The organism is Rhizobium sp. 2YAF20, from assembly GCF_052114685.1.
Lineage (GTDB): Bacteria > Pseudomonadota > Alphaproteobacteria > Rhizobiales > Rhizobiaceae > Rhizobium.
On record NZ_JBFRFF010000006.1, the window covers coordinates 191,351 to 217,002 of the forward strand.

At 59.5% G+C, this 25,652-nt stretch carries 20 protein-coding genes; 16 read left to right on the forward strand and 4 right to left on the reverse strand.

The window, feature by feature from the left end:
- Positions 1 to 89: 89 nt before the first annotated feature.
- From pcsA to AB4Z52_RS11575, 13 genes are all read left to right on the forward strand, one after another.
- Positions 90 to 821 (forward strand): phosphatidylcholine synthase, encoded by a 732-nt coding sequence (gene pcsA / locus AB4Z52_RS11515; RefSeq protein WP_442218042.1) that lies wholly within the window; start codon positions 90 to 92, stop codon positions 819 to 821.
- Positions 822 to 1,005: 184 nt separating this feature from the next.
- On the forward strand, positions 1,006 to 2,580 hold the full coding sequence (locus AB4Z52_RS11520; protein WP_442218043.1) for an ABC transporter ATP-binding protein: 1,575 nt from the start codon (positions 1,006 to 1,008) through the stop codon (positions 2,578 to 2,580).
- A complete protein-coding gene (locus tag AB4Z52_RS11525) occupies positions 2,570 to 3,664 on the forward strand; it encodes an ABC transporter permease (protein WP_442218044.1) in 1,095 nt (364 codons plus the stop codon). Before AB4Z52_RS11520 ends, AB4Z52_RS11525 begins: the two co-directional genes overlap by 11 nt.
- Complete coding sequence (locus tag AB4Z52_RS11530) at positions 3,661 to 4,581, forward strand: ABC transporter permease (RefSeq protein WP_442218045.1); 921 nt, start codon at positions 3,661 to 3,663, stop codon at positions 4,579 to 4,581. The genes AB4Z52_RS11525 and AB4Z52_RS11530 overlap by 4 nt, the downstream gene beginning before the upstream one ends.
- A gap of 49 nt (positions 4,582 to 4,630) precedes the next feature.
- Entirely contained in the window at positions 4,631 to 5,704 is a 1,074-nt protein-coding gene (locus tag AB4Z52_RS11535) for a BMP family ABC transporter substrate-binding protein (RefSeq protein WP_442218046.1), read from the forward strand.
- Positions 5,705 to 5,854: 150 nt separating this feature from the next.
- On the forward strand, positions 5,855 to 6,817 hold the full coding sequence (ytfQ, locus tag AB4Z52_RS11540) for a galactofuranose ABC transporter, galactofuranose-binding protein YtfQ (RefSeq protein WP_442218047.1): 963 nt from the start codon (positions 5,855 to 5,857) through the stop codon (positions 6,815 to 6,817).
- Between the two features lie 121 nt (positions 6,818 to 6,938).
- On the forward strand, positions 6,939 to 8,459 hold the full coding sequence (gene ytfR, locus AB4Z52_RS11545; protein WP_442218048.1) for a galactofuranose ABC transporter, ATP-binding protein YtfR: 1,521 nt from the start codon (positions 6,939 to 6,941) through the stop codon (positions 8,457 to 8,459).
- Positions 8,456 to 9,484 (forward strand): ABC transporter permease, encoded by a 1,029-nt coding sequence (locus tag AB4Z52_RS11550; protein WP_442218049.1) that lies wholly within the window; start codon positions 8,456 to 8,458, stop codon positions 9,482 to 9,484. The genes ytfR and AB4Z52_RS11550 overlap by 4 nt, the downstream gene beginning before the upstream one ends.
- Entirely contained in the window at positions 9,481 to 10,449 is a 969-nt protein-coding gene (yjfF, locus tag AB4Z52_RS11555; protein WP_442218050.1) for a galactofuranose ABC transporter, permease protein YjfF, read from the forward strand. Before AB4Z52_RS11550 ends, yjfF begins: the two co-directional genes overlap by 4 nt.
- A 15-nt stretch (positions 10,450 to 10,464) precedes the next feature.
- Complete coding sequence (locus AB4Z52_RS11560; RefSeq protein ID WP_442218051.1) at positions 10,465 to 11,205, forward strand: FadR/GntR family transcriptional regulator; 741 nt, start codon at positions 10,465 to 10,467, stop codon at positions 11,203 to 11,205.
- A gap of 100 nt (positions 11,206 to 11,305) precedes the next feature.
- Entirely contained in the window at positions 11,306 to 12,667 is a 1,362-nt protein-coding gene (gene glmU, locus AB4Z52_RS11565) for a bifunctional UDP-N-acetylglucosamine diphosphorylase/glucosamine-1-phosphate N-acetyltransferase GlmU (RefSeq protein ID WP_442218052.1), read from the forward strand.
- Positions 12,668 to 12,785: 118 nt separating this feature from the next.
- Positions 12,786 to 14,612, forward strand: a complete 1,827-nt coding sequence (glmS, locus tag AB4Z52_RS11570) for a glutamine--fructose-6-phosphate transaminase (isomerizing) (RefSeq protein ID WP_442218053.1) — start codon at positions 12,786 to 12,788, stop codon at positions 14,610 to 14,612.
- Positions 14,613 to 14,787: 175 nt separating this feature from the next.
- Positions 14,788 to 15,537: a DUF502 domain-containing protein gene (locus tag AB4Z52_RS11575; RefSeq protein ID WP_442218054.1), complete on the forward strand. Its 750-nt coding sequence runs from the start codon at positions 14,788 to 14,790 to the stop codon at positions 15,535 to 15,537.
- Here AB4Z52_RS11575 and recG read toward each other — a convergent pair.
- Positions 15,493 to 17,595, reverse strand: coding sequence for an ATP-dependent DNA helicase RecG (gene recG / locus AB4Z52_RS11580; RefSeq protein ID WP_442218090.1), 2,103 nt, complete (start codon positions 17,593 to 17,595; stop codon positions 15,493 to 15,495). The two genes, AB4Z52_RS11575 and recG, sit on opposite strands and share 45 nt — an antisense overlap.
- Positions 17,596 to 17,773: 178 nt before the next feature.
- Between recG and AB4Z52_RS11585 the strand changes: the two genes are divergently transcribed.
- Both AB4Z52_RS11585 and mfd read left to right on the forward strand, forming a co-directional pair.
- Positions 17,774 to 18,091 carry an FAD assembly factor SdhE gene (locus AB4Z52_RS11585; protein ID WP_442218055.1) on the forward strand — a complete coding sequence of 106 codons (318 nt, stop codon included), beginning with the start codon at positions 17,774 to 17,776 and terminating at the stop codon, positions 18,089 to 18,091.
- Positions 18,088 to 21,588: a transcription-repair coupling factor gene (mfd, locus tag AB4Z52_RS11590; protein ID WP_442218056.1), complete on the forward strand. Its 3,501-nt coding sequence runs from the start codon at positions 18,088 to 18,090 to the stop codon at positions 21,586 to 21,588. The genes AB4Z52_RS11585 and mfd overlap by 4 nt, the downstream gene beginning before the upstream one ends.
- A gap of 16 nt (positions 21,589 to 21,604) precedes the next feature.
- Here the strand turns inward: mfd and AB4Z52_RS11595 are convergent, their stop codons facing one another.
- Both AB4Z52_RS11595 and AB4Z52_RS11600 read right to left on the reverse strand, forming a co-directional pair.
- Positions 21,605 to 22,276: a DsbA family oxidoreductase gene (locus AB4Z52_RS11595; protein WP_442218057.1), complete on the reverse strand. Its 672-nt coding sequence runs from the start codon at positions 22,274 to 22,276 to the stop codon at positions 21,605 to 21,607.
- Between the two features lie 92 nt (positions 22,277 to 22,368).
- Positions 22,369 to 24,180 (reverse strand): extracellular solute-binding protein, encoded by a 1,812-nt coding sequence (locus AB4Z52_RS11600; RefSeq protein ID WP_442218058.1) that lies wholly within the window; start codon positions 24,178 to 24,180, stop codon positions 22,369 to 22,371.
- Positions 24,181 to 24,446: 266 nt separating this feature from the next.
- Between AB4Z52_RS11600 and AB4Z52_RS11605 the strand changes: the two genes are divergently transcribed.
- Positions 24,447 to 25,115, forward strand: a complete 669-nt coding sequence (locus AB4Z52_RS11605; protein WP_442218059.1) for an invasion associated locus B family protein — start codon at positions 24,447 to 24,449, stop codon at positions 25,113 to 25,115.
- A 141-nt stretch (positions 25,116 to 25,256) separates the two neighbouring features.
- Here AB4Z52_RS11605 and hspQ read toward each other — a convergent pair whose 3' ends face one another.
- Positions 25,257 to 25,586: a heat shock protein HspQ gene (gene hspQ, locus AB4Z52_RS11610; RefSeq protein ID WP_442218060.1), complete on the reverse strand. Its 330-nt coding sequence runs from the start codon at positions 25,584 to 25,586 to the stop codon at positions 25,257 to 25,259.
- Between the last annotated feature and the right edge of the window lie 66 nt (positions 25,587 to 25,652).

Consider the following 25,652-nt stretch of genomic DNA (forward strand, 5'->3'; position numbering starts at 1 on the left):
CGCTGGCAGCGCCCGACAAAGGGTGCATATTAAAAGAAAACAATTGCCTGCCGGGGTGGGAGGCACAAAGGGTGGCGACACGGGGACGCATGAAAATCTTCAAATATAGGCGCGTGCCATATGCGGAAATCCGCGCCTTTTCCGTGCATATATTGACCGCTTCGGGTTCGTTTCTCGCCTTCCTTGGCGTGGTCGCTGCGGCTGAACATCGCTTTGTGGATATGTTCTGGTGGCTTGGCCTTGCACTTCTCGTTGATGGGATAGACGGGCCGATTGCCCGCAAGGTCCGCGTCAAGGAGGTGTTACCCAACTGGTCGGGTGATACGCTCGACAACATCATCGACTACGTGACTTACGTCCTGCTTCCGGCCTTCGCGCTCTATCAGAGCGGGATGATCGGAGAGCCCTGGTCGTTTGCCGCAGCTGGAATGATCGTCGTCTCCAGCGCCATCTATTATGCCGATACCGGCATGAAGACCGAGGAGTATTTCTTTTCCGGCTTCCCCGTCGTCTGGAACATGATCGTCTTCACGCTCTTCGTCATTCAGGCGAGCGGACCGACCGCGTTGATTGTCGTCGGCATCTCGGTGGTGCTCACCTTCCTGCCGATCAATTTTCTGCATCCGGTCAGGGTGAAACGGTTCCGGCCGCTCAATCTCGGGGTATTCTTGTTGTGGTCCGCACTCGGTATTTATTCACTGCTGATGAATTTCGTCATGCCCGGTTGGGCGCTGTACCTCTTTGTGGCCAGTGGCATCTATCTCTATGTCATCGGCGCCGTGCTGCAGTTCTTTCCAGCGCTTGGTCGGCATAGCGGTTAGGCCGGAAGCAAGCGATGAGGCGACGAAATAATTTGCTGTTGTGCAAAGCAGCAAAGTCGGTATCAATATCCACAATTATCAATCCGTACTATTCGGGTTGGGAAAACAACAAAAGAGTGGAACGAGACTGCTGATTCCTTAAAGATATCAAAGAGACAGGGCAGCAGGGAGAAATGAGGGGAACGTGTCGTCATCCGATGTACCGGCAGCCGGTGCGTTATTGTCGGTCCGCAGGCTGACGAAGCTCTTTGGTAGCTTTGCTGCCTGCAACGAAATCGATCTTGAGATAAGACCTGGCGAAATTCATGCGCTGCTCGGTGAAAACGGCGCAGGCAAGTCGACACTGGTGAAGATGCTGTTCGGCGTTCTGGAGCCGACTGGCGGCGAGATCGTCTGGCAGGGTCATAGGGTCGCTGTCGGTTCGCCCAGTGGAGCCCGCAAGCTAGGCATCGGCATGGTGTTCCAGCATTTCTCGCTGTTTGAGGCCCTGACCGTTGCGGAGAACATTGCGCTTTCACTGGACGATAGCGTTTCGATCGGTAAGATCTCGGAGGAAGCGGCGGCACTGTCGCACGCCTATGGCCTTCCGCTCGACCCGAATGCCCATGTCGCGGACTTGTCTGTCGGCGAGCGCCAGCGCATCGAGATTGTTCGGGCGCTGCTGCAAAACCCGAAGCTTATCATTCTCGATGAACCGACCTCAGTGTTGACGCCGCAGGAAGCAGACCGGCTTTTCGAGACCTTGTTCAAGCTGCGAGCCGAGGGCCGTTCGGTCCTCTATATCAGTCATCGCCTGGAAGAAGTGCAGCGCATCTGCGACCGCGCCACCGTACTCCGGCACGGGCGCGTCACCGGCGCCTGCGATCCAAGCAAGGAAACGACGGGTTCGCTGGCGCGGATGATGGTTGGCAGCGATGTTGCAAGCGTCGTCCATGAGGGGCTCGGCGCTAAGGGCGATGTCCAGCTGGAAGTCGCCGGCCTTTCGGTTGCAGCGCGGACACCCTTCGCCATGCCGCTCAAGGACGTGTCGCTTCGCGTCCGTGCCGGCGAGATACTGGCGATCGCCGGTGTTGCCGGCAATGGGCAGGGCGAGCTGTTCGACGCAATATCGGGCGAATATCCGCTTACTGCCGATGATCTGATTTCCATCCGAGGAAAGGCGGTCGGCACAGATGGCATTGATGCGCGCCGGCTGCTTGGCGCCGGCTTCGTGCCGGAAGAGCGCCATGGCCACGCTGCCGTCACCAGCCTGAAGCTGTCGGAAAACCTGATGCTAGCCCGCAGCCAGTCGGATAGCAGGGCGTTTCTCGGTGGCGGCTTTCTACACGTCATTCGCCGCGGTGCCATCCGGCAGGCGACAAAGCGGATTTGCGAGGCGATGGATGTGAGAAAGAGCGGCGAGGACCCGTCGGCAGGATCGCTGTCCGGCGGAAATTTGCAGAAATTCATTGTCGGTCGCGAGCTCGACCGGCAGCCGGCTGTGCTGGTGGTCAATCAGCCGACCTGGGGCGTAGATGCCGGCGCTGCAAGCCGCATCCGCCAGGCGCTGGTTGACCTTGCTCGCAGCGGCTCGGCGGTGCTCGTCATCAGCCAGGATCTCGACGAAATCTTCGAGGTTGCGACCGACATCGCCGTCATCTCGGAAGGGCGACTGTCTGCATCCTATCCGGCTGATGCAATGACGCGCGAAAAGATCGGCTTGCTCATGGGCGGCACGCATGGCGCAAGAACGGAGCCGGAGCCTGCTCATGCGCATTGAACTCGAAAAGCGTCCTCAGCTTTCTCAATTGTATGGTTTGCTGTCACCGCTTTTGGCACTGTTGCTGACGTTGATTGCGGGCGCCATCATGTTCCTGTTGCTCGGCAAGGACCCGTTGGGATCGCTTGACGCGTTGCTGGTAGAACCGCTTCTCGATCCGTGGTCGCTGAACGAACTGGCAAAGAAGGCGGCGCCGCTGATCCTGATTGGCGTGGGCCTGGCCGTTTGCTATCGCTCAAACAACTGGAATATCGGGGCGGAAGGTCAGTATAGCATCGGCGCCATCCTTGGTTCGGCGATCCCCGTTTATTTCTACGACTGGCAGTCGCCCCTCGTTCTGCCGCTAATGCTCGTCCTTGGAGCCCTCGGCGGAGCGCTTTACGCCAGTATCCCGGCGCTCTTAAAGACCCATTTCAATACCAACGAAATCCTGACGAGCCTGATGCTGACCTATATCGCCCAGCTCTTCCTCGATTGGCTGACGCGTGGGCCGTGGCGAAATCCGGATGGCCACGGTTTCTATGGCACGCGCGACTTTTCACCGGATCAGGTTCTGCCGGCGATATGGGACGATGTCATTACCGCGCATTGGGGCTTCGTCTTCGCGATCATCGTCGCGGTACTAATGTGGTTCATGATGCGCTATACGCTGAAGGGCTTCGAGGTCGTCGTGCTGGGGCAATCGGACCGGGCAGGGCGGTTTGCCGGCTTTTCGGCCAAGAAGATGGTCTGGTTCGGCTTCCTGCTTTCGGGTGCACTTGCCGGTCTTGGCGGCATCTCCGAAGTATCCGGTTCCATCGGCCATCTGCAGCCCGATATTTCGCCGAGTTATGGCTTTACGGCGATTATCGTCGCCTTCCTCGGCCGGCTGAACCCTCTCGGCATCATCGCGTCGGGGCTCGTACTGGCGCTCACCTATATCGGTGGAGAGGCGGCGCAGCTGTCTATCGGCATTTCCGACAAGGTCACGCGCGTTTTCCAAGGACTGCTTCTCTTTTTCGTGCTCTCCTGCGACACGCTGATCTACTACAAGATCCGTATTGTCTGGGCGCGTTCGCGAACCCACGTCGAGGCGGCATCATGAGCTTTTTCGAAGCCGTCATTCTGACGATCATCACCGCATCGACGCCTCTGGTCATCGCCGCGCTCGGTGAATTGGTCACCGAGCGCGCCGGCGTGCTCAATCTGGGCGTCGAGGGAATGATGATCATCGGCTCGGTCGGCGCCTTTGTCGCGGCCCAGGTCAGCGGCTCGGCCTATGTCGGCCTGGCGGCTGGCATTGCCGGCGGCGCCGTCTTCTCGTTGCTTTTCGCATTTCTGACGCTAACGCTTGTTGCCAACCAGGTGGCGACGGGCCTGGCCCTGACGATCATCGGGCTTGGAGCGTCGGGCATGATCGGCGAGGCCTATGTCGGCGTTCCCGGCATACGGCTGTTGCCGATCGAAATCCCCATGCTGTCGCAAATACCCTATGTCGGGACCGCGCTGTTTAAGCAGGACATCGTCTTCTACCTATCGATCGTCCTGGTGATAGCGGTCAATTGGTTCCTGTTCCGCAGTCGGGCGGGCCTGAAGATACGCGCAATCGGTGACAATCATGATTCCGCCCATGCACTCGGCGTCGGTGTCATCCGCACGCGCTATCTCGCTGTCATGTTTGGCGGTGCCTGCGCTGGCCTGGCCGGGGCGCAGCTTTCGCTGATCTATACGCCGCAATGGACCGAGAGCATGTCCGGCGGTCGCGGCTGGATCGCTCTGGCTTTGGTGGTCTTCTCCTCCTGGCGGCCATGGAGAATTCTTGCCGGCGGTTACCTCTTCGGCGCGGTGACAATCCTGCAATTGCATGCCCAGGCCTTTGGCGTCGGCATTCCATCACAGTTCCTGTCGATGCTTCCCTATGCGGCGACCATTATCGTGCTTATCATCATCTCTCATAATAGGCGTATGACATTGATCAATACGCCGGCATCGCTCGGCAAATCATTCGTGCCGGACCGATGACAGAACACCAAAAACGGGCTATCGAAAACCTCAACTAAAGGGAATCTCCATGAAAAAACTAGCCATTTCACTCGCTGCCACGGCTGCCTTGATCGTCGGTTTCGGCTCCGCTGCGGAAGCTGCCTCGAAGACCAAGGTCTGCTTCATCTACGTTGGTTCCCGCACCGATGGTGGCTGGACGGAGGCTCACGAAAAGGGCCGCGAGCAGCTTCAGAAGGAATTTGGTGACAAGATCGAAACACCATTCCTTGAAAATGTCGCGGAGGGCCCGGACGCCGAGCGCGCGATTGAGCGCATGGCACGCTCCGGCTGCTCGCTGGTCTTCACGACGTCGTTCGGCTACATGGACGCGACGGTCGCCGTGGCCAAGAAGTTTCCAAAGGTCAAGTTCGAGCACGCAACGGGCTTCAAGACCGGTGACAATCTGGGAACCTACAATTCGCGCTTCTATGAAGGCCGCTACATCAGCGGCGTGATCGCAGGCAAGATGTCGAAGACCGGCACCGCCGGCTATATCGCAACCTTCCCGATCCCTGAAGTTGTGATGGGCATCAATGCTTTCGAGCTCGGTGCCAAGTCAGTTAACCCGAACTTCAAGATGAAGGTCATCTGGGTCAACACCTGGTTCGACCCCGGCAAGGAAGCCGATGCGGCCAAGGCCCTGATCGACCAGGGCGTCGACATGCTGGCCCAGCACACCGACACGACGGCGCCGATGCAGGTCGCCCAGCAGCGTGGCATCAAGGCATTCGGCCAGTCTTCCGACATGATCAAGGCCGGCCCGACCGCCCAGCTCACCTCGATCGAAGACACCTGGGGTGCTTACTACATCAAGCGCGTCCATGCGCTTCTCGATGGCACATGGAAGCCGGCACAGAGCTTCGACGGCATCAAGGATGGCATTTTGACGATGGCGCCCTACACCAACATGCCGGATGACGTGAAAAAGCTGGCTCAAGACACCGAAGCCAAGATCAAGTCAGGCGAACTCGCCCCCTTCACCGGCCCGGTCAACAAGCAGGACGGAACGCCCTGGTTGAAAGCCGGCGAGAAGGCCGACGACGGAGTGATCCTCGGCATGAACTTCTACGTTGAAGGCGTTGACGACAAGCTCCCGAAGTGAGTGGTCGCTTCCTGTTTGCTTGATTGACGAGGGCGTCCCGGTGGGGCGCCCTTTTTTGGTGCGGTGCATCACAGGTTTCTTGTTTACAAAAGTATTACTATATGATTTTTTAAATATGGCCGCTTGGAGGCGGCCCATTGGGAGGAAATCATGAAATTGAAGACAGCACTCTTGAGTGCAACTATTCTGGCCGCCTGCATGTTCACTTCGGCATCGGCTGCCCAGCTGGTCGTAGGCTTCTCGCAGATCGGCTCCGAGTCCGGCTGGCGTGCGGCTGAGACAACGCTGACGAAGCAACAGGCTGAAAAGCGCGGCATCGATCTGAAGTTCGCCGACGCGCAGCAGAAGCAGGAAAATCAGATCAAGGCGATCCGCTCCTTCATCGCCCAGGGTGTCAATGCGATCCTGGTTGCCCCGGTCGTCGAAACTGGCTGGGATGATGTCCTGAAGGAAGCCAAGGAAGCCAATATCCCGGTCATCCTTCTGGACCGTACGATCAAGGCTCCCGACGACCTCTATCTGACTGCAGTGACCTCCGACCAGGTGCATGAGGGCAAAGTCGCCGGCGATTGGCTGGTGAAGACCGTAGGCACGAAGAAATGCAATATCGTGGAGCTCCAGGGCACCACGGGCTCTTCGCCGGCCATCGCCCGCAAGCAGGGCTTCGAAGATGCGATCAAGGGTCACGACAATCTGAAGATCATTCGCAGCCAGACGGGCGACTTTACCCGGACCAAGGGCAAGGAAGTCATGGAGAGCTTCCTGAAGGCCGAGAATGGCGGCAAGGACATCTGCGCGCTCTACGCACATAACGACGACATGGCCGTTGGCGCCATCCAGGCGATCAAGGAAGCGGGCCTGAAGCCCGGCAAGGATATCCTGACCGTCTCGATCGATTCTGTTCCGGACCTGTTCAAGGCAATGGCTGCGGGCGAAGCCAACGCCACCGTCGAGTTGACGCCGAACATGGCAGGCCCCGCCTTTGATGTCCTGGATGCCTACCTCAAGGACAAGAAGATGCCGCCGAAGTGGATCCAGACCGAATCCAAGCTCTATACACAGGCTGACGATCCGCAGAAGGTCTATGAAGCCAAGAAGGGCCTCGGCTACTGATATTGAACCTCGAACCGCACCGGTTCATCATGGACCGGTGCGGAACGGCCGACGCGGCAAATCGGACGTCATGTCCAGCGCTTCGGCATGCCTAGGTAAATATCAGGAAAACTATCGTTTCATGGCTCACGATTTCGCGAACATCCTCGCAGCGACGGGTTTCTGCAAATATTTCCCCGGTTCGGTCGCGCTGGACCGGGTCGACTTCACGCTGCGCCAAGGCGAGGTGCACGCGCTTCTCGGCGAAAACGGCGCCGGCAAATCGACGCTGATCAAATGCATGACCGGCGCATACCATCGTGACGCCGGGAGTCTCACCCTCCATGGCGCGGAAATCGATCCGCACGATACGCTGGCGGCGCAGAGACTTGGCATTGGCACCGTTTACCAGGAGGTCAATCTCCTCCCCAATCTAAGCGTCGCGGAAAATCTCTATCTCGGTCGTCAGCCTCGACGGCTGGGCCTGGTCAGCAATCGAGCCATGAACCGTCAGGCGCGCGATCTGCTTGCGCCCTACGGCATCGACATCGATGTGACCGCCCAGCTCGACCGATATTCCGTTGCTATACAGCAGGTCATTGCAATCGCGCGTGCGGTCGATCTCTCTGGAAAAGTTCTGATCCTCGACGAGCCGACAGCCAGCCTCGACACCCAGGAAGTAGCGATGCTTTTCGGTATCATCCGTAACCTGAAGGATCGTGGGCTAGGGATTGTTTTCATTACGCACTTCCTGGAACAGGTATACGAGATCAGTGATCGCATAACAGTTCTGCGCAACGGCCGACTGGTCGGTACGCGAGAGACGGCCGGGCTGGATCGCCAGACATTGATCGGAATGATGCTTGGCCGCGAACTCGCCCATGCGGAGGCAGCTGCGAAACAGGCAACGATCACGAGGGGAGCTGTCAAATACCGCTTCTCCAATTTCGGGAAACGCGGAAAGATCAAGCCGTTCGACCTCGAGGTTCGTATCGGCGAAGTGGTCGGGATCGCTGGCCTGCTCGGCTCGGGGCGCACGGAAACGGCCGAAGTCATGTTTGGCGTCGAGCGTGCCGATAGCGGCGAGGCGACGATCGACGACAAGGCAATTGCGTTGCCGGGTCCTCGCGCCGCCATCAAGAACGGTTTCGGCTTTTGTCCGGAAGACAGGAAGACGGACGGCATCATCGGCGATCTTTCAATCCGCGAGAACATCATCATGGCGCTCCAGGCCCGTCGCGGATGGGCGCGGCGTCTCTCCCGCAGCGAACAGAATTCGCTCGCCGATCACTATATCCAGGCGCTCGATATCCGCACGACCGACCGCGAGAAACCGATCCGGCTTCTGTCGGGCGGCAACCAGCAGAAGGTCATCCTCGCACGTTGGCTGGCGACCAATCCAAGCTTCCTCATCCTCGACGAACCGACGCGAGGCATCGACGTCGGCGCTCACGCAGAAATTATCCATCTCATCGAGAATTTGTGCCTTCAGGGCATGTCGCTGGTGGTTATTTCCTCAGAGTTGGAAGAGCTGGTGGCCTATAGTTCGCGTGTCATCGTGTTGCGGGACCGGGAGCATATTGCCGAACTCGCTGGCGAGCATGTCTCCGCAGCCCACATTGTTGATGCGATTGCTGCTCATGGCCAAGGGGAGCGCGCATGAACTCCTCCTTGAAAGCATTGCTTTTGCGCCTCACACCTCAGCTGATCGCGCTTGCCGCGATTCTTCTGTTGAATTTCATTATGTTCCCGCAGTTTTTTCATCTGGAAATTCAGAACGGGCGTCTGTACGGAAGCCTAATCGATGTGCTCAATCGCGGCGCCCCGGTCGCGCTGCTCGCCATCGGCATGACGCTGGTGATAGCCACCAAGGGCATCGATCTCTCGGTTGGCGCGGTCATCGCGATCTGCGGCGCGGTTGCGGCATCCTCGATCGTCTCGGGCAATTCGGTGGCCTACACGCTTGTACTTGCGCTCGGCACCGGTCTGTCATGCGGCCTCTGGAACGGTATCCTCGTCGCAATTCTCGATATCCAGCCAATTATCGCGACGCTCGTTCTGATGGTGGCTGGTCGAGGCATAGCCCAGCTGATCACCGAGGGCGTGATCCTGACTTTCAACAATGACGGCCTGACTTTCTTCGGCAGCGGGTCGCTTGCCTGGCTGCCGATGCCGGTCGTCATCTGGATCCTCGCTGGGCTCGCGATCATGCTGCTCGTGCGACGTACGGCGCTCGGCATGCTTGTCGAGGCGATCGGCATTAATCGCCGCGCCAGCACGCTTGCGGGAATACAGACTCCGGTGCTTCTGATTGCGGTTTACGTTCTAAGCGGCCTGTGTGCCTCGATCGCCGGCATTATCGTTGCGGCCGACATCAAGGGAGCGGATGCCAACAATGCGGGGCTCTGGCTCGAGCTGGATGCTATTCTTGCCGTGGTGGTCGGCGGCAACTCCCTGCTTGGTGGTCGCTTCAGCATCCTCGGCTCGCTGATCGGGGCGATGATCATTCAGTCCGTCAATACGGGTATTCTGCTCTCGGGCTTTCCACCGGAATTCAATCTGGTGATCAAGGCGGTGATCGTCATCATCATTCTCGTCATCCAGTCGCCGGCGTTGCAGTCCGCCGCGGTGTTTCTCAGCCGCAAAGCTGAAGCTCGGCCGAGCATTCAAGAGGAGCGCGCCAAGTGAATTCGAAATACCTGCCGCTCATTGCGACCATCCTCATCTTCATCGCCGCCTATGCGGGCTGCGCCCTTCAATATCCGAGCATCCTGTCGACCCGGGTCGCGGGCAACCTTCTAACCGATAACGCTTTCCTCGGCATAGCCGCTGTCGGAATGACTTTCGTCATCATCTCGGGCGGCATTGACCTGTCGATCGGCTCGGTGATTGCATTTACCGGCGTCTTCCTGGCGGTAATTCTGCAGAAGACCTCGATCCATCCGCTTGCGGCCTTCGTCCTCGTCCTGATCATCACAACCGGCTTCGGTGCCGCGATGGGGGCAATCATTCACTATCTGAAAATGCCGCCCTTCATCGTGACGTTGGCCGGCATGTTTCTGGCGCGCGGCATGGCGTTCGTCATGTCGATCGACAGCATTCCGATCGACCACGCCTTCTATGGGCAGCTGACCGGGCTTTACTACAAGATGCCCGGCGGAGGCCGCCTTACGCTGATCGGCTGCGTGATGCTGCTGGTCTTTGCGGTCGGGATCGTTCTTGCCCAGCGCACGCGCTTTGGAGCCAACGTCTATGCGCTTGGCGGCGGCGTCCAGACGGCGGAACTGATGGGCGTGCCGGTAGCGCGCACGACCATCCAGATATATGCGCTCTCCGGTTTCCTGGCTGGCCTATCCGGAATCGTTTTTTCGCTTTATACCTCGGCCGGATATTCACTGGCGGCGGTCGGCGTCGAGCTTGATGCCATCGCAGCGGTGGTTATCGGCGGTACATTGTTGACCGGCGGTGCAGGGTTCGTAGGGGGAACTCTCATCGGTATTCTCATCCAGGGCCTGATACAGACTTACATCACTTTCGACGGCTCGCTCTCCAGCTGGTGGACGAAGATTTTGATTGGACTTCTGCTTTTCGCGTTCATCCTGATGCAGAAGGGCCTGCTGTTTTTCTCCCGCGCCGACCGAAAATATGCCTGAGGGAGGATCAAACGCTTGCGCAACAGATTGCTTGAGACACAAAGGGCCGGTGGCAAGACCAGGACCAGTCATGCGCAGGTTGTAGACGATCTCGGCAAGGGCATTGTTTCGGGTAGTTTCCCGATCGGCAGCATTCTTCCGGGCGATGCAGAATTGCTTCAGCGTTTCAAAGTATCGAGGACCGTGCTTCGCGAAAGCATGAAGACGCTGGCGGCCAAGGGCCTCGTCGTTCCAAGGGCTCGTGTCGGCACCAAGGTGACGGAGAAAAACCGCTGGAACATGTTCGACAGCGAAGTGCTGACCTGGCACTTCGAAAGCGGCGTCGACCGGGAGTTCCTGCTCCATCTCTACGATATCCGTCTGGCGTTCGAACCCTTTGCAGCCAGCCTTGTGGCCGAGCGCGCCAGCGCCGACGAGATCGAGGCGCTACGTTTGCTGGCTGTAGATATGGCCTCGTCAGATCATACCACGGATAGCCTTGCGGTGGCCGATCTCAGGTTTCACCTTGCCGTCGCCGAAGCGTCGCACAATCCCTTCATGCGCACCCTGGGAAGCCTGATCGAGGCCGCCCTTGTCGGCATGTTCCGCATGAGCGCGCCGCCCTCAGGGTTCGGCGACCTCTCGCTCACGCATATGCGTATCGTCGAGGCCATTATTTCAGGTGACGGGCCGGCAGCTCGCCTGGCGATGGAAGCCGTCATCCTTGAGGGCAGGGATCGTATTCTGGGAACCCCCGCCACCGCCTCGCGTAAGTGATCCGCCCGATTTTCATCTTGGTTCCGGCTGCGACTAGCTGCTATGAGACGGCAGAACAGACAGCTTGGCTGCAAATGACCGGATTCTTCGGAGCTTCGACATGACCCGTACCTGCCTTGCCATCATCCTCGCTGCCGGGGATAGCACACGCATGAAATCGTCGATGTCGAAAGTGCTGCATCCGATCGCCGGCCGCCCGATGATCGCGCATGTCGTCGAAGCCATCTCGAGGACGGATATCTCGACGGCAGCCCTGGTCGTCGGGCGCAATGCGGAAGAAGTCGCGGCAGCCGCAAGCATCGCCGGCATCAAGGTGGAATCCTTCCTGCAGAAAGAGCGCCTCGGCACCGGCCACGCCGTGCTTGCGGCGCGGGACGCGATCGCGGTTGGCTATGACGACATCCTCGTCGCCTACGGCGACGTACCGCTCATCACTGACGGCCCCCTGCGCGCCGCCCGTAAGGGCCTTGCCGACGGTGCCGATGTCGTCGTCATCGGTTTTCACACCGACCGGCCGACGGGCTACGGCCGGCTGCTTGTCAAAGACGGTGAACTCATCGCCATTCGCGAGGAGAAGGACGCCACCGACGCGGAGCGGGCAGTCACCTGGTGCAATAGCGGTCTGATGGCGATCAACGGGCGCAAGGCTCTGGAGCTTCTAGGCCATATCGGCAACGACAATGCCAAGGGCGAATACTATTTGACGGATCTCGTCGAGATCGCCCGCTCGCTCGGCGGACGTGCCGTCGCTGTGGATGCGCCGGAAGAGGAGTTGACCGGCTGCAACAACCGCGCCGAGCTCGCCGTTATCGAGCGTCTCTGGCAGCAGCGTCGCCGGCATGAGTTGATGGTGTCGGGCGTCAGCATGATCGCTCCGGAGACTGTCTTCCTTGGCTACGATACGGTTATCGGCCCGGACACGCTGATCGAGCCGAACGTTGTCTTCGGCCCAGGTGCCGTCATCGAAAGCGGCGCCGTGATTCATGCATTTTCCCATATCGAAGGCGCCCATGTGAGCGCAGGTGCCACCGTCGGCCCATTCGCGCGTCTAAGGCCCGGCGCCGATCTGGCGCAGGGCTCGAAGATCGGCAATTTCTGCGAAGTCAAGAACGCCAGGATCGGTGAGGGCGCCAAGGTCAGCCATCTGACCTATATCGGCGATGCTACGATTGGAGCGGACGCCAACATCGGCGCGGGTTCGATTACCTGCAATTACGACGGCGTCAACAAGCACGAGACCCATATCGGCAAAGGAGCATTCATCGGCTCGAATTCGTCGCTTGTAGCACCGGTCACTGTCGGCGATGGTGCCTATATCGCCTCCGGCAGCGTCATCACCGATGATGTGCCGGCAGGCGCACTGGCTTTCGGTCGGGCGCGCCAGGAAGTGAAGCCTGACGGGGCGAAGGTCATTCGGGAGCGCTCCTTGGCGTTGAAGGCGGCCAAAAAAGGGCTGACCTAAGCCTAAAGGCTATGATCGCGTAACGATCAGAAACCGAAAGTGACCATCGTCGCAATTGTGAAAACTGATAGAATCATTAGGACTTGCCCGAACGTCGGGGCCGGATGGAGAGTGTTGTATGTGTGGTATCGTGGGGATTGTCGGAGTGAACCCGGTGGCATCGCGTCTCGTCGATGCGTTGAAGCGGCTCGAATATCGAGGTTATGATTCCGCCGGCGTTGCGACTATTCATGAGGGCGTCCTCGAGCGCCGGCGCGCCGAGGGCAAGCTCTTCAATCTTGAAAGGCGGCTGGACGGCGAGCCGCTTTCCGGTTTGACCGGCATCGCTCATACGCGCTGGGCGACCCACGGCATTCCCAACGAAACCAACGCCCATCCGCACTTCGTCGACGGTGTCGCCGTCGTCCATAACGGCATTATCGAGAATTTCTCGGAGCTCCGCGAAGAACTGAAGGCGGAAGGTGCCGTCTTTACGACGCAGACCGATACCGAAGTCGTAGCGCAGCTGCTGGCCAAGCATATTCGCTCTGGCATGGACGCGCGGGCCGCCATGCTGAAAATGCTCAATCGCGTCACCGGTGCCTATGCACTGGTGGTGATGTTTCAGGACGACCCGAATACCCTGATGGCAGCGCGTTCGGGGCCGCCGCTCGCTATCGGCCATGGGCGTGGCGAGATGTTTCTCGGCTCCGACGCCATCGCGCTGTCTCCCTTCACCAACGAGATCACCTATCTGATCGACGGCGACTGCGCGATCGTGACGCGAGACGGCGCGTCGATCATCGATTTCTCCGGCAAGCCGGTGCATCGGGCAAGCCAAATCTCCCAGGCGACAGTGTTCGTTGTCGACAAGGGCAACCATCGCCACTTCATGGAGAAGGAAATCTACGAGCAGCCGGAGGTGATCTCCCATGCGCTCAGCCACTACGTTGATTTCGCCAGCAACCGGGTCAACCCCAATGCCTCGGCAATCGACTTTTCGTCGATCTCGTCACTGGCAATGTCTGCATGCGGCACCGCATATCTGGCGGGCCTCATCGGCAAATACTGGTTCGAGCGCTACGCCCGTCTGCCGGTTGAGATCGATGTCGCATCCGAGTTCCGCTACCGCGAGATGCCGCTGTCGCCGAGCCAGGCAGCGCTGTTCATCTCGCAATCGGGCGAGACTGCCGACACGCTTGCCTCGCTGCGCTACTGCCGCGAAAATGGACTGAAGATCGGCGCTGTCGTCAATGTCAGGGAGTCGACCATCGCACGCGAATCCGATGCGATCTTCCCGATCATGGCAGGCCCTGAGATCGGCGTCGCCTCGACGAAAGCCTTTACCTGCCAATTGGCCGTGCTCGCGTCGCTTGCGGTCGGTGCCGGCCGCGCTCGCGGCTTCGTCAGCGCCGAAGAGGAAAACGAGCTGGTTCGCCATCTGGCCGAAATGCCGCGTATCATGAGCAGGGTGCTGAACCTTATCCAGCCGCAGGTCGAAGGCCTGGCTCGTGAAATCTCGAAATTCAGCGATGTACTCTATCTCGGTCGTGGGACAAGCTATCCGCTGGCCATGGAAGGCGCGCTGAAGCTAAAGGAGATTTCCTACATCCACGCGGAAGGCTACGCCGCCGGCGAGCTGAAGCACGGCCCGATCGCGCTCATCGACGAGAATATGCCTGTCATCGTCATCGCACCCTATGACCGCTTTTTCGACAAGACCATCTCGAATATGCAGGAGGTCGCAGCGCGCGGCGGCCACATCATCTTCATCACCGACGAGGCGGGAGCGGCCGCCTCGACCTTGCCGACAATGGCAACGATCGTGTTGCCGAATGTCGACGAAATCATCGCGCCGATGATCTTTTCGCTGCCCATCCAGCTGCTTGCCTATCACACCGCCGTCTTCATGGGCACCGACGTCGATCAGCCGCGCAACCTGGCAAAATCGGTCACGGTGGAGTGATTGGATCAGCTCTCGTTCGGGGGCTGCCACCATCATCGAAAATTGAGCGCCGCCAACCATCGCCACACGCTGTGGCGGGTTGTGCGGTGCAGTGATTTCTGGCAATTTCCAAGGGTCTGGCTATGGGGGATTTGCCGGAAGCGGCGGCAGGTTGAACGGAGTTCACGAACGGCGAATGACCGAAATTCCCAAGAGACTTTCTCTACGACTGTCAGTAGCGGCGCGGATCAGAAACAACTTCCTGACCGGCCTGATCATCTGCGCGCCGATCGCCATCACGCTGTGGCTCACATGGTCAGTGGTTCATTGGGCGGACAGCTGGGTCGAGCCCTATATTCCGGCGCGATACGATCCGGAAAGCTACCTGAACTTTGCGGTTCCCGGGACGGGGCTGATCATAGCGATGATCTTCATCACAATCATCGGCTTTCTCGGCAAGAACCTCATTGGCCAGAGCATCGTTCGATTCGGAGAGTCCGTGGTGCGTCGCGTGCCGCTGGTCCGCACGATCTACAAGAGCCTGAAGCAGATTTTCGAAACGGTGCTCAACGAGCAGAGCACCTCTTTCAAGCAGGTCGGATTGATCGAATATCCGAGCTCCGGCCTCTGGTCGCTCGTCTTCGTCGCCACCGATGCCAAGGGTGAGATTGCGTCGAAGTTCAACGCGATGGGCAAGGATATGGTCAGCGTCTTCCTGCCGCCGACACCGGTCCCGACCGCCGGCTTCCTCGTCTTCGTCCCGCGCGAAAAGATTGTTCTCCTCGACATGAGCCCGGAGGACGGTGCCAAGCTTTTGATTTCGGGCGGTCTGGTGGCGCCGGAGTACAAGGAAAAGCTGATTGCCGGAGCCCTGGCGGCACCAACGCTGAAAAGGGCGGCACTACCCGGCGCGAAGAAAGCGGATCGCCTCATCACGCCGGAATAGATAGAGCAGGGTGCGAACCGCCATGCCACGTTCGCCCGTCAAATCAGGGTCTCGCTCCATCAGATTGGCCGCATCCTTGCGGGCGATTTCCAGAAGGTCCGCATGCGCCTCCAGGCTTGCGATGCGAAAACCCGGCGTTCCAGATTGGCGCGTGCCGAGCAGTTCGCCTTCGCCACGCAGCTTCAGGTCCTCCTCAGCTATGCGAAAGCCGTCCTCGGTGTCGCGCATGATCGACAGACGCGCATGCCCGGTTTCGCCAAGCGGGCCCTTGTAGAGGAGAATGCAGGTCGAAGCCTCGTCGCCGCGCCCGACCCGGCCGCGAAGCTGGTGCAGTTGCGCCAGCCCGAAGCGCTCGGCATGTTCGATCACCATGATCGTTGCATCCGGCACATCGACACCAACCTCGACCACGGTCGTCGCCACCAGCAGCCGTAACTCGCCGTTCTTGAACGCCAACATCGCGGCATCTTTCTCCGGTCCGCTCATCCGTCCGTGGATCAGCCCGATGCCTTGTCCGAGCGCCTTGCCCAAGCTCTCGTAGCGCCCTTCGGCCGACATCAGATCGGATTCATCGGACTCCTCGACCAGAGGGCATATCCAATATGCCTTCTTGCCATCGGCAAGGGCGCTTCGAAGCCGGGCGACGACATCGCTCGTTCGCTCGCTCGGAATCGTGATGGTCTGGATCGGCTTGCGCCCCGCTGGCTTCTCAGTGAGCTTCGACACATCCATGTCGCCGAAAGCAGCCAGCACCAGGGTTCGCGGGATAGGCGTCGCCGTCATAACGAGCATATGAGGAGAGATGCCCTTGGCCGTCAGGCGCAGACGTTGGTGGACGCCGAAGCGATGCTGCTCGTCGACGACGGCAAGCATGAGATTGGCATAGGAAACGCTGTCCTGGAAAAGCGCGTGCGTGCCAATGACGATCTGCGCTTCGCCAGAGGCGATACGCTCGAGTACCGCGTCGCGCTCGCGCCCCTTCGTGCGGCCGGTCAGTACCTCGATGGACAGGCCGGCAGCGGCCGCGAATTTCGAGATCGTCGCATGGTGCTGCCGTGCCAGGATTTCGGTGGGTGCCATCAGCACCGCCTGGCCGCTGCCTTCGATCACCGCTGCAATCGACATCAGCGCCACCAGCGTCTTGCCGGAGCCGACGTCACCTTGCAGCAGTCGCAGCATGCGCTCAGTGCCGGCCATGTCCTTCAGGATATCGGCGATGGCTTCCGTCTGGCTGTTCGTCAGGGAAAATGGCAGCGATTGCCTGATCTTGTGGCTGATTTCTCCTGTAGGATGGACGGGCTTTCCGGCCACCTTACGCAACCGTTGGCGCACGAGAGAAAGAGAGAGCTGGCCGGCAAGGAATTCGTCATAGGCAAGCCTTCGACGGGCCGGCGCCTGCGGGTCGATATCGGTGACGTCGCATGGATCGTGCAGTGCGCGAAAACTGTCTGCGATCGTCGCAAAGCCCTGTTTCGGCACGAGCACGGGGTCGATCCATTCAGGCAACTCCGGCATGCGGGCAAGGGCGGCAAGGATCGCCTTGCGTACCACCCGCTGCGTTAGCCCCGCGGTCAGGGGATAGACGGGCTCGACAAGCGGTAGCGTCTCGCCGTCGCTCTCTCGGACGATATAGTCGGGATGCACCATCGAGGGCCGGCCGTTGAACCAGTCGACCTTGCCGCTGACGGTCACCGTCTCGTCGAGCGGGAGCTGCTTCTCCAGCCACTGCGCCTTGCCGCGGAAAAATACCAACGCAAGTTCGCCGGTCTCGTCATGAAGGAAAACGCGGTAGGGTGCGTTGCTGCGCGGAGGCGGCGCCTGATGTCGATCGACCCGACCGGTGATGGTGACGATCACGCCAGCGGGTGCCCGCGCGATCCCGGGCTGTTTGCGCCGGTCGATCAGGGAGCAGGGCGTGTGGAACAGGAGGTCGACGACCCGGCAATCGTCGATCGTCTCGCGATCGAGCAGTTTCACGAGCAAGTCGGCGACCTTCGGCCCGACGCCCGGCAGGGATGAAACGGATGCAAAAAGCGGATCGAGGATGGCGGGGCGCATGATGGCGATAAAATGCGACGGCCAGGCCCGACTTGGCAAGGCCGAATGGCACCGTCGATCGGTCGATATGCAAGCCACCCCCTGGAAAAATCCATGCACGCCACTTTTTTCAGAAAAACCGGTTCCCACCTTTCCGACCGATGCTCTATAGAGACGCATCAACAGGAAGGTTTATCCGATGACCGGAGTGACACTGAGCAGTGCCGATCTAGATCCGCGCCGCAGGCGAATTCTGTTCCGTTGCTGGCATCGCGGGCTTCGCGAAATGGACCTCGTATTCGGTCAATTCGCGGATGCTCAACTTCCGACGCTGACAGATGCCGAACTCGACGAGTTCGAGCTCATTATGGACCAAGAAGACAACGACCTTCAGCGGTGGATCTTGGGTACCTTGCCAGTCCCAGAGCACTTGATGACCCCTCTGTTTTCACGCATCGCCTCCTACAAGCCAGATTTTGATGAAATGACTGCCAAGACATTTGGAAACGCAGGATGATTCCAGGTCTTGACGTGAAGAAGCTCGCAGCGGCATCCGAGCCGTTGACGATCGGCAATGTGCCCGCCGGGCTCGATCCCTTCCTGATAGCCGAACTGGCGCGAAACGGCGAGCCAGTGGCCTATGTCCTGTCCGATGGCCAGCGGATGGCCGATATCGAACAGATGCTCGGCTTCATCGCGCCTGAAATCCCGGTGCTGACACTGCCCGCCTGGGACTGCCTGCCATACGACCGTGTCTCGCCGAGTTCCGATACCTCTGCGCGCCGTCTTGCGGCACTCGGCGGATTGATCGCCCATCGCAAGAGGCCGCATGCGGCGATCGTCCTCGTGACTGTCAATGCGATGCTCCAGAAAGTCGCGCCGCAGGACGTCATCGAGAGCCTTGCCTTCTCCGCCAAACCCGGCAACCAGGTGCGGATGGACGACATCGCCGGCCGATTGGAACGCAACGGCTTCGATCGAGTCGCCACGGTGCGCGAGGTCGGCGAATACGCTGTCCGGGGTGGCATCCTCGACGTCTTCGTTCCCGGATCGGAAGAGCCCGTCCGCCTCGATTTTTTCGGCGATACCCTTGAATCGATCCGCAGCTTCGATCCGGCGAGCCAGCGAACGACGGGTCAGGTCCGCTCGCTCGATCTCAATCCGATGAGCGAAGTCACGCTGACGCCGGACACGATCAGCCGTTTTCGAAAGAACTATCTTTCGTCCTTCGGTGCCGCAACGCGTGATGACGCGCTCTATCTCGCGGTATCGGAAGGGCGGCGCTACCCGGGGATGGAACACTGGCTACCGCTTTTCTACGAAAAGCTCGAAACCGTCTTCGATTATCTCAATGGCTTCCGTTTTGTCACCGACCACACGGTGCGCGAAGCGGCCGAGGAGCGCTCGAAACTCGTCAGCGACTATTACGAGGCCCGGCAGCATTCCGGCGAGCCGCGGAAAGGGGCGATGGCGCAGGGCACGCCCTATAAGCCGGTTGCACCAGGTCAGCTCTATCTGAGCGGAAAAGTCTTTGCCCAGACGCTCGACGCGTTCAACGCGATCCGCATGTCGCCGTTCAACGAGATCGAGGGCGAGGCGAGGCGGGTTGTCAACGTGGAGGCGCGCCAGGGCCAGCGCTGGGCGCGCTCGGCCTCGGAAAACGCCGAAGCCGAGCGCGTCAACGTCTTCGACGCCGTTGTCAAGCACATCGCCGACCGCCGCGCCGCCGGTGGCAAGGTGCTCATTACGGCCTGGACGGAAGGTTCGCTCGACCGGCTGCTACAGGTGCTTGCCGAACACGGGCTCGCGCGCATCAAGACCATCGAAGCCCTGAAGGATCTTGATGCTCTGGCGAAGGGCGAGGCGGCCGCAGCGGTTCTCAGCCTCGAAGCCGGCTTCGAGACCGGCAACCTTGCCGTTATCGGCGAGCAGGACATCCTCGGCGACCGGATGGTGCGCCGTTCGAAGCGCCGCAAGCGGGCAGCGGACTTCATCTCCGAGGTCGCCGGCCTCGACGAAGGCTCCATCGTCGTCCATGCCGAACACGGTATCGGCCGTTTCGTAGGCCTTAGGACAATCGAGGCCGCTGGCGCCCCGCATGCCTGCCTCGAGCTGCAATATGCCGACGACGCCAAGCTCTTCCTACCGGTCGAAAACATCGATCTTCTGTCCCGTTTCGGCGGGGAAAATACCGAAGTGCAGCTCGACAGGCTCGGCGGCGGCGCCTGGCAGATGCGCAAGGCCAAGCTCAAGAAGCGGCTGCTGGATATGGCCGATGGCCTGATTCGCGTTGCCGCCGAACGCCTGACGCGCCAGGCGCCGGCCCTGATTGCCCCGGACGGCATCTATGACGAGTTCGCCGCTCGATTCCCCTATGACGAGACCGAAGACCAGATGAACGCGATCGATGCTGTACGCGACGATCTGGCTGCCGGCCGGCCGATGGATCGGCTCGTCTGCGGCGACGTCGGCTTCGGCAAGACGGAAGTGGCGCTGCGCGCAGCCTTCGTTGCGGCGATGAACGGTGCACAAGTAGCGATCGTGGTGCCGACGACGCTGCTTGCGAGGCAGCATTTCAAGACATTTTCTGAGCGGTTCCGCGGCCTGCCGATAAGGATACAGCAGGCCTCGCGGCTCGTCGGATCGAAGGAACTGGCACTGACTAAGAAGGAAGTGGCGGAAGGCAAGACCGACATCGTAGTCGGGACGCATGCGCTGCTAGGGGCTGGCATCAAGTTCGCCAATCTCGGACTACTGGTGATCGACGAGGAGCAGCACTTCGGCGTCAAGCACAAGGAACGGCTGAAGGAACTAAAGAGCGACGTCCACGTGCTGACCCTGTCGGCAACGCCTATTCCGAGGACATTGCAGTTGGCCATGACCGGCGTCCGCGAACTGTCGCTGATCACCACGCCGCCGGTCGACCGCATGGCGGTTCGCACCTTCATCTCGCCGTTCGATTCGCTGGTGATCCGTGAAACGCTGATGCGCGAGCACTATCGCGGCGGCCAGAGCTTCTATGTCTGCCCGCGGCTGGCCGACATTGCCGACATCCAGGCTTTCCTGCAGTCCGACGTGCCCGAACTCAAGGTCGCGATCGCTCATGGCCAGATGCCGGCCGGTGAGCTCGAGGACATCATGAATGCCTTCTATGAAGGTCGTTACGATGTCCTGCTGTCGACCACCATCGTTGAATCGGGCCTGGACGTGCCGACAGCCAATACGCTGATCGTCCACCGGGCGGATATGTTCGGTCTCGCCCAGCTCTATCAGCTTCGCGGTCGTGTCGGGCGCTCGAAGGTCCGTGCTTTCGCGCTGTTCACGCTGCCGGTCAACAAGGTTCTGACCACGACCGCTGAGCGGCGGCTGAAAGTGCTGCAGTCGCTCGACACGCTCGGCGCAGGCTTCCAGCTTGCAAGCCACGACCTCGACATTCGCGGCGCCGGCAATCTTCTCGGCGACGAGCAATCGGGCCATATCAAGGAAGTCGGCTTCGAGCTTTACCAGCAGATGCTCGAGGAGGCTGTTGCCGAGGTCAAGGGCGTCGACGAGATCCGCGACACAGGCTGGTCACCGCAGATCTCGGTGGGCACGCCCGTGATGATCCCCGACGATTATGTACCGGATCTGCACCTGCGCATGGCACTCTACCGCCGTCTCGGCGAAATCACGGAGCTCAAGGACATCGATGGCTTCGGTGCCGAGATGATCGACCGCTTCGGTCCGATGCCGATCGAGGTCCAGCATCTGTTGAAGATCGTCTACATCAAATCGCTCTGCCGCGTCAGCAACGTCGAAAAGCTCGACGCGGGTCCAAAGGGTGTCGTGGTCCAGTTCCGCAACAGGGAATTCCCCAATCCAGCGGCGCTGGTCGGCTTCATCGCCAAGCAGGGATCGATGGCAAAGATCAGGCCGGATCACAGCGTCTTCCTGACACGCGATCTGCCGACGCCGGAAAAGAGGCTTTCCGGCGCCGCCGTCATCATTACCCAGTTGGCTGAGCTCGCGAAATAGCCGTCGCAGCGAGCGATCAGTTCATAGCCAGTCGCGCTTCTGCTTTGATCTTCGCGATGTCGCGAAGCGCGCTTGCGATTACATCAGGCGCTTGCGCGCCGCTGACGGCGTATTGCTGATCGAAGATGAAGAACGGCACGCCAGTGACGCCCATCTTCTGGGCCGCCTCGATCTCGGCGACGATCAGATCGCCGTCCGCGTCCGAGGCCAGAAGTGCTGCGATCACGGTCCGGTCAAGCCCGGCCTTTTCAGCAATATCCAGCAACACTGAATGGTCGCCGACGTTCTTGCCTTCCTCGAAATTGGCCTTGAACAGGGCATCGACGATCCGGTTCTGTTTTTCCCGATCCTCGGTCACTGCCCAGTGAATCAGGCGATGGGCGTCGAGCGTATTCGGACCGATCTTGATCGCATCGAAATTGAAGGCGATGCCGACTTCGCGGCCGAGGTCGGTCAGCATTTTATGGGCGCTGGCAACGCGCTCCTCGCCGCCGAGCTTTGCCGCAAGCGCCGCCTTCTGGTCGACGCCCTCTGGCGGATAGTCGGGATTGAGACGGTACGGCCGCCAGTTGATATCGACACCGACCTCGTCTTGCACTTCGGCGATCGCCAGCTCAAGCCGCGCCTTTCCGAGATAGCACCACGGGCAGACGACATCCGACACGACGTCGATCGTTATGTGTTCCATGGCTTCATCCTTCCATTTTGAGGCGTCTTGGAAATTCATCTAGGCGCTTCGGTGAGAAGCTTCAACCAGTTACCAAAAGGGAACCATCGCCCTTACTGCGCGGAAGCGTCCCACCAGGCGGGCAATTGATAGCCATAGAGCGGGAGAACATCCGGGTGGCCTATGCGCTTGCGTCGCGCCACCCATTGCTGGTCTATATGGTAGAGCGGCACGACATAGTGGCCGGAAATGAGCATGCGATCGAACGAGCGAACGGCATCACGAAAATCTTCAGCAGTCTTTGCCGACAGCATTTGGGCGATGAGCGTGTCGACATCGGGATCTGCGATACCAGCGTAGTTCTCGCTACCCTCGTGGTCGCGCGCGATCGAACCCCAGCGGCCGACCTGCTCGATGCCGGGGGAAAGTGACGAGGTGAACGACTTCATGATCATGTCGTAGTCGAAGCTGATGGTCCGGCGCTGGTATTGTGAATCGTCGACCGTACGGATCGCTACAGCGACCCCGAGCAGTTCCAGCGTCCGTCGATAGGCGATCGCCAGACGTTCCTGGTCGATGCTCTGCGTCATGATCTCGAACGAAAGCTGGCGGCCCGACGCATCGACCATCTTGCCGTCCTTGATTGCATAGCCGCCTGCTTTCAGGAGATCGACCGCCTTGCGCAGAACATTCCGATCGCGTCCGGAGCCGTCCGTTACCGGCAGCCTGTAGGTTCCATCAAGGACATCAGGATCTATACGCTTAATGATCGGGCCCAGCAGTTCGCGCTCGCGCGCGTCGGCCGGCACTCCGAAGGAGGACAGATCGGAATTCTGCCAATAGCTTTCCGTCCTGGCATAGGCGCTGGATGACAGGTTCTTGTTGACCCACTCGAAATCGAACGCGAGCGACAGGCCTTCGCGCACCTTGACGTTGGCAAAAATCGCCCGCCTCGTATTAAATACGAAGCCAAGCATTCCGCTTGGCAGTTTAGGCCTGAAAACGTCCTTCACGACCGCACCTGACGCAACCGCCGAAAAATTGTAGGCATCCGCCCAATGCCCGGGACTGCCGTCCGAGTAAATATCGATATCGCCCTTCTTGAAGGATTCGAACAACGTCGTTTCCTGCAGGAAATAGTCGACAGTGATCAGATCATAATTGTCGGTGCCGACCTTGGAGGGGATATTCTTGCCCCAGTAGTTCGGATCGCGCTCGAAGACGATGCTCTCACCCGGATTGACTGATTTCACCTTGTAGGGGCCGGAGCCAAGCGGAGGCGACAACGATGTCTGGTCGAATGTACTCGGATCAATCGCGTGTTTCGGCAGGATGGGCGTCGAACTCGCGAGGATCATCGGCGTCTCGCGGTCCGCCTTGTCGTTGAAGGTGAACCGCACGCTGCGCTCGCCAACCTTTTCCAGCTTCGCGATCGAATTCAGGCGGTTTGCAAAAGGAACGCGGCCCTTGTCGCGCAGCAATTCGAAACTGAAAATGACGTCATCCGCCGTTACCGGCTGACCGTCCGCCCATGTGGCGGCGGGATTGAGGTTGAACTGGATGAATGTGCGGTTTTCGTCCCACTCCACGGTCTGCGCGAGCAGCCCATACATCGTGAAAGGCTCGTCCCGCGAGCGCTGCATCAGCGTCTCATAGACGAGATTGCCATATTCAGGATCCCACATGCCGCGCGCCGTCGTGCGCATGCTTTTCAGGATGAAGGGATTGAGGTTGTCGAACGTTCCGACCACGCCATAGGTTATATTCCCGCCCTTCTTGACGTTGGGATTGACGTAGGGAAAGGCCTTGTAATCTGCGGGGAGGGCGGGATCTCCATGCATTGCGATCCCGTATAGCGGCTCTGCCGAGGCTTGGCTGCAAAGCAAGAGAAGGTTGAGAAAAAGGGCGACCCGGAGCGCTTGCATGGCATCCTTTCCGGCAAGGTATGTGATTCGCCAAAACATTATCATGGCAGTGCCGGATTCGACACGAGGCCGGCGATTTTCTTGTTGCCGTTCATTAAAAGGCCAAAGAAAGGCTGGATATCGGACGCAGTGCAATGTAACAGGTGGTCCGGAGTTTCGGGTCATGCAATCGCCTTAATCTTTAGACAGGTGGACGGCGGTTTGACCCGACTGGCATGGGGCGGCAGGAAGCTGCTCCGCATCGGAATTCAGGAGGCGGATACGCTATGATGTTCAAGACTGACAACAAAATGAGGGCAGGTCTGTCTGCTCTGGCTCTCATCATCGGCGCAGCAGCCCCAGCAGCTTCGTTCGCTCAACAGGCCGCCGATCCGGCAGCAGCAGCACCCGCCGCTGGTGCCGACGCATCTGGCACCCCGCGTCTTGGCTGGTACAAGACCTGCAGCAAGCAGGAAGACAACGATGTCTGCATCGTTCAGAATGTGATCATGGCAAACAACGGCCAGATCGTTACCGCGATTGGCCTCATCTCGATCGATGGCAAGCAGGCTCGCAAGGCCATGCAGGTTTCGGTCCCGACCGCCCGCCTGATCGCCCCAGGCATCACCATGCAGATTGACGGTGGCAAGGGCCAGAAGCTTGATTACGCCGTCTGCCTGCCGGATCGTTGCATGGCCGAAGTTCCGCTGACAGACGCGATGATCACCGCCCTTAAGAAGGGCACCGACGTGACCTTCACCTCGATCAATTTCCGTCGCACGCCGAGCCCGATCAAGATTTCGCTCGATGGTTTCGGCGCTTCCTACGACGGCGACCCGATCTCGCAGTCGAAGCTTGCCGAAAGCCAGAAGAGCCTTCAGGACAGCATGCAGAAGAAGGCCGAGGAAGCCCGCAAGAAGCTTGAAGACGCCCAGAAGGCAGCCAAGCAGCAATAATCGCGAGACTACATCTTCGACAAAAAGCCCAGCCCCTTGCTGGGCTTTTTGCATTGGAACGAAAGCGACAAAAGATCGGCAACAAAAAAGGGAAGCTGCAACGCAACTTCCCTGACGATTACGAATTCATGGCGAGACGCGTTAGTGGGCGAAGCTCATCTTGGGTCTGAACTGGCCTGTCGGCTCGCGATCGAAGATCTGGTAAACTTGCGGATTGCGCAGCGGAACACCACTTTCGTCACTGACGAGATTCTGCTCCGATACGTAGGCAACATATTCGGTTTCTTCGTTCTCGGCGAGGAGATGATAGAACGGTTGCTCCTTGCTGGGGCGAACCTCGGACGGAATAGAATTCCACCACTCGTCCGTATTTGCGAATTCCGGGTCTACATCGAAGATTACTCCGCGAAACGGGAATACACGGTGCCGAACCACTTCGCCGATATTGAATTTTGCTTTGCTTTGTTTCATGGCGCGACTTCCTTTCAAGCAATGATGTGGTGATATTGTTTGCAAAAATCAAGGTTTTTGCCTTGT

What these genes read in the sequence shown, in the direction of transcription:
- hspQ (WP_442218060.1), bottom strand. Translation starts at nt 25,586, where the DNA reads ATGAAACAAAGCAAAGCAAAATTCAATATCGGCGAAGTGGTTCGGCAC.
- ytfR (WP_442218048.1), top strand. Translation starts at nt 6,939, where the DNA reads ATGGCTCACGATTTCGCGAACATCCTCGCAGCGACGGGTTTCTGCAAA.
- AB4Z52_RS11600 (WP_442218058.1), bottom strand. Translation starts at nt 24,180, where the DNA reads ATGCAAGCGCTCCGGGTCGCCCTTTTTCTCAACCTTCTCTTGCTTTGC.
- glmS (WP_442218053.1), top strand. Translation starts at nt 12,786, where the DNA reads ATGTGTGGTATCGTGGGGATTGTCGGAGTGAACCCGGTGGCATCGCGT.
- pcsA (WP_442218042.1), top strand. Translation starts at nt 90, where the DNA reads ATGAAAATCTTCAAATATAGGCGCGTGCCATATGCGGAAATCCGCGCC.
- AB4Z52_RS11605 (WP_442218059.1), top strand. Translation starts at nt 24,447, where the DNA reads ATGATGTTCAAGACTGACAACAAAATGAGGGCAGGTCTGTCTGCTCTG.
- AB4Z52_RS11575 (WP_442218054.1), top strand. Translation starts at nt 14,788, where the DNA reads ATGACCGAAATTCCCAAGAGACTTTCTCTACGACTGTCAGTAGCGGCG.
- AB4Z52_RS11550 (WP_442218049.1), top strand. Translation starts at nt 8,456, where the DNA reads ATGAACTCCTCCTTGAAAGCATTGCTTTTGCGCCTCACACCTCAGCTG.
- AB4Z52_RS11525 (WP_442218044.1), top strand. Translation starts at nt 2,570, where the DNA reads ATGCGCATTGAACTCGAAAAGCGTCCTCAGCTTTCTCAATTGTATGGT.
- recG (WP_442218090.1), bottom strand. Translation starts at nt 17,595, where the DNA reads ATGCGCCCCGCCATCCTCGATCCGCTTTTTGCATCCGTTTCATCCCTG.
- mfd (WP_442218056.1), top strand. Translation starts at nt 18,088, where the DNA reads ATGATTCCAGGTCTTGACGTGAAGAAGCTCGCAGCGGCATCCGAGCCG.
- ytfQ (WP_442218047.1), top strand. Translation starts at nt 5,855, where the DNA reads ATGAAATTGAAGACAGCACTCTTGAGTGCAACTATTCTGGCCGCCTGC.
- AB4Z52_RS11595 (WP_442218057.1), bottom strand. Translation starts at nt 22,276, where the DNA reads ATGGAACACATAACGATCGACGTCGTGTCGGATGTCGTCTGCCCGTGG.
- glmU (WP_442218052.1), top strand. Translation starts at nt 11,306, where the DNA reads ATGACCCGTACCTGCCTTGCCATCATCCTCGCTGCCGGGGATAGCACA.
- AB4Z52_RS11535 (WP_442218046.1), top strand. Translation starts at nt 4,631, where the DNA reads ATGAAAAAACTAGCCATTTCACTCGCTGCCACGGCTGCCTTGATCGTC.
- AB4Z52_RS11530 (WP_442218045.1), top strand. Translation starts at nt 3,661, where the DNA reads ATGAGCTTTTTCGAAGCCGTCATTCTGACGATCATCACCGCATCGACG.
- AB4Z52_RS11585 (WP_442218055.1), top strand. Translation starts at nt 17,774, where the DNA reads ATGACCGGAGTGACACTGAGCAGTGCCGATCTAGATCCGCGCCGCAGG.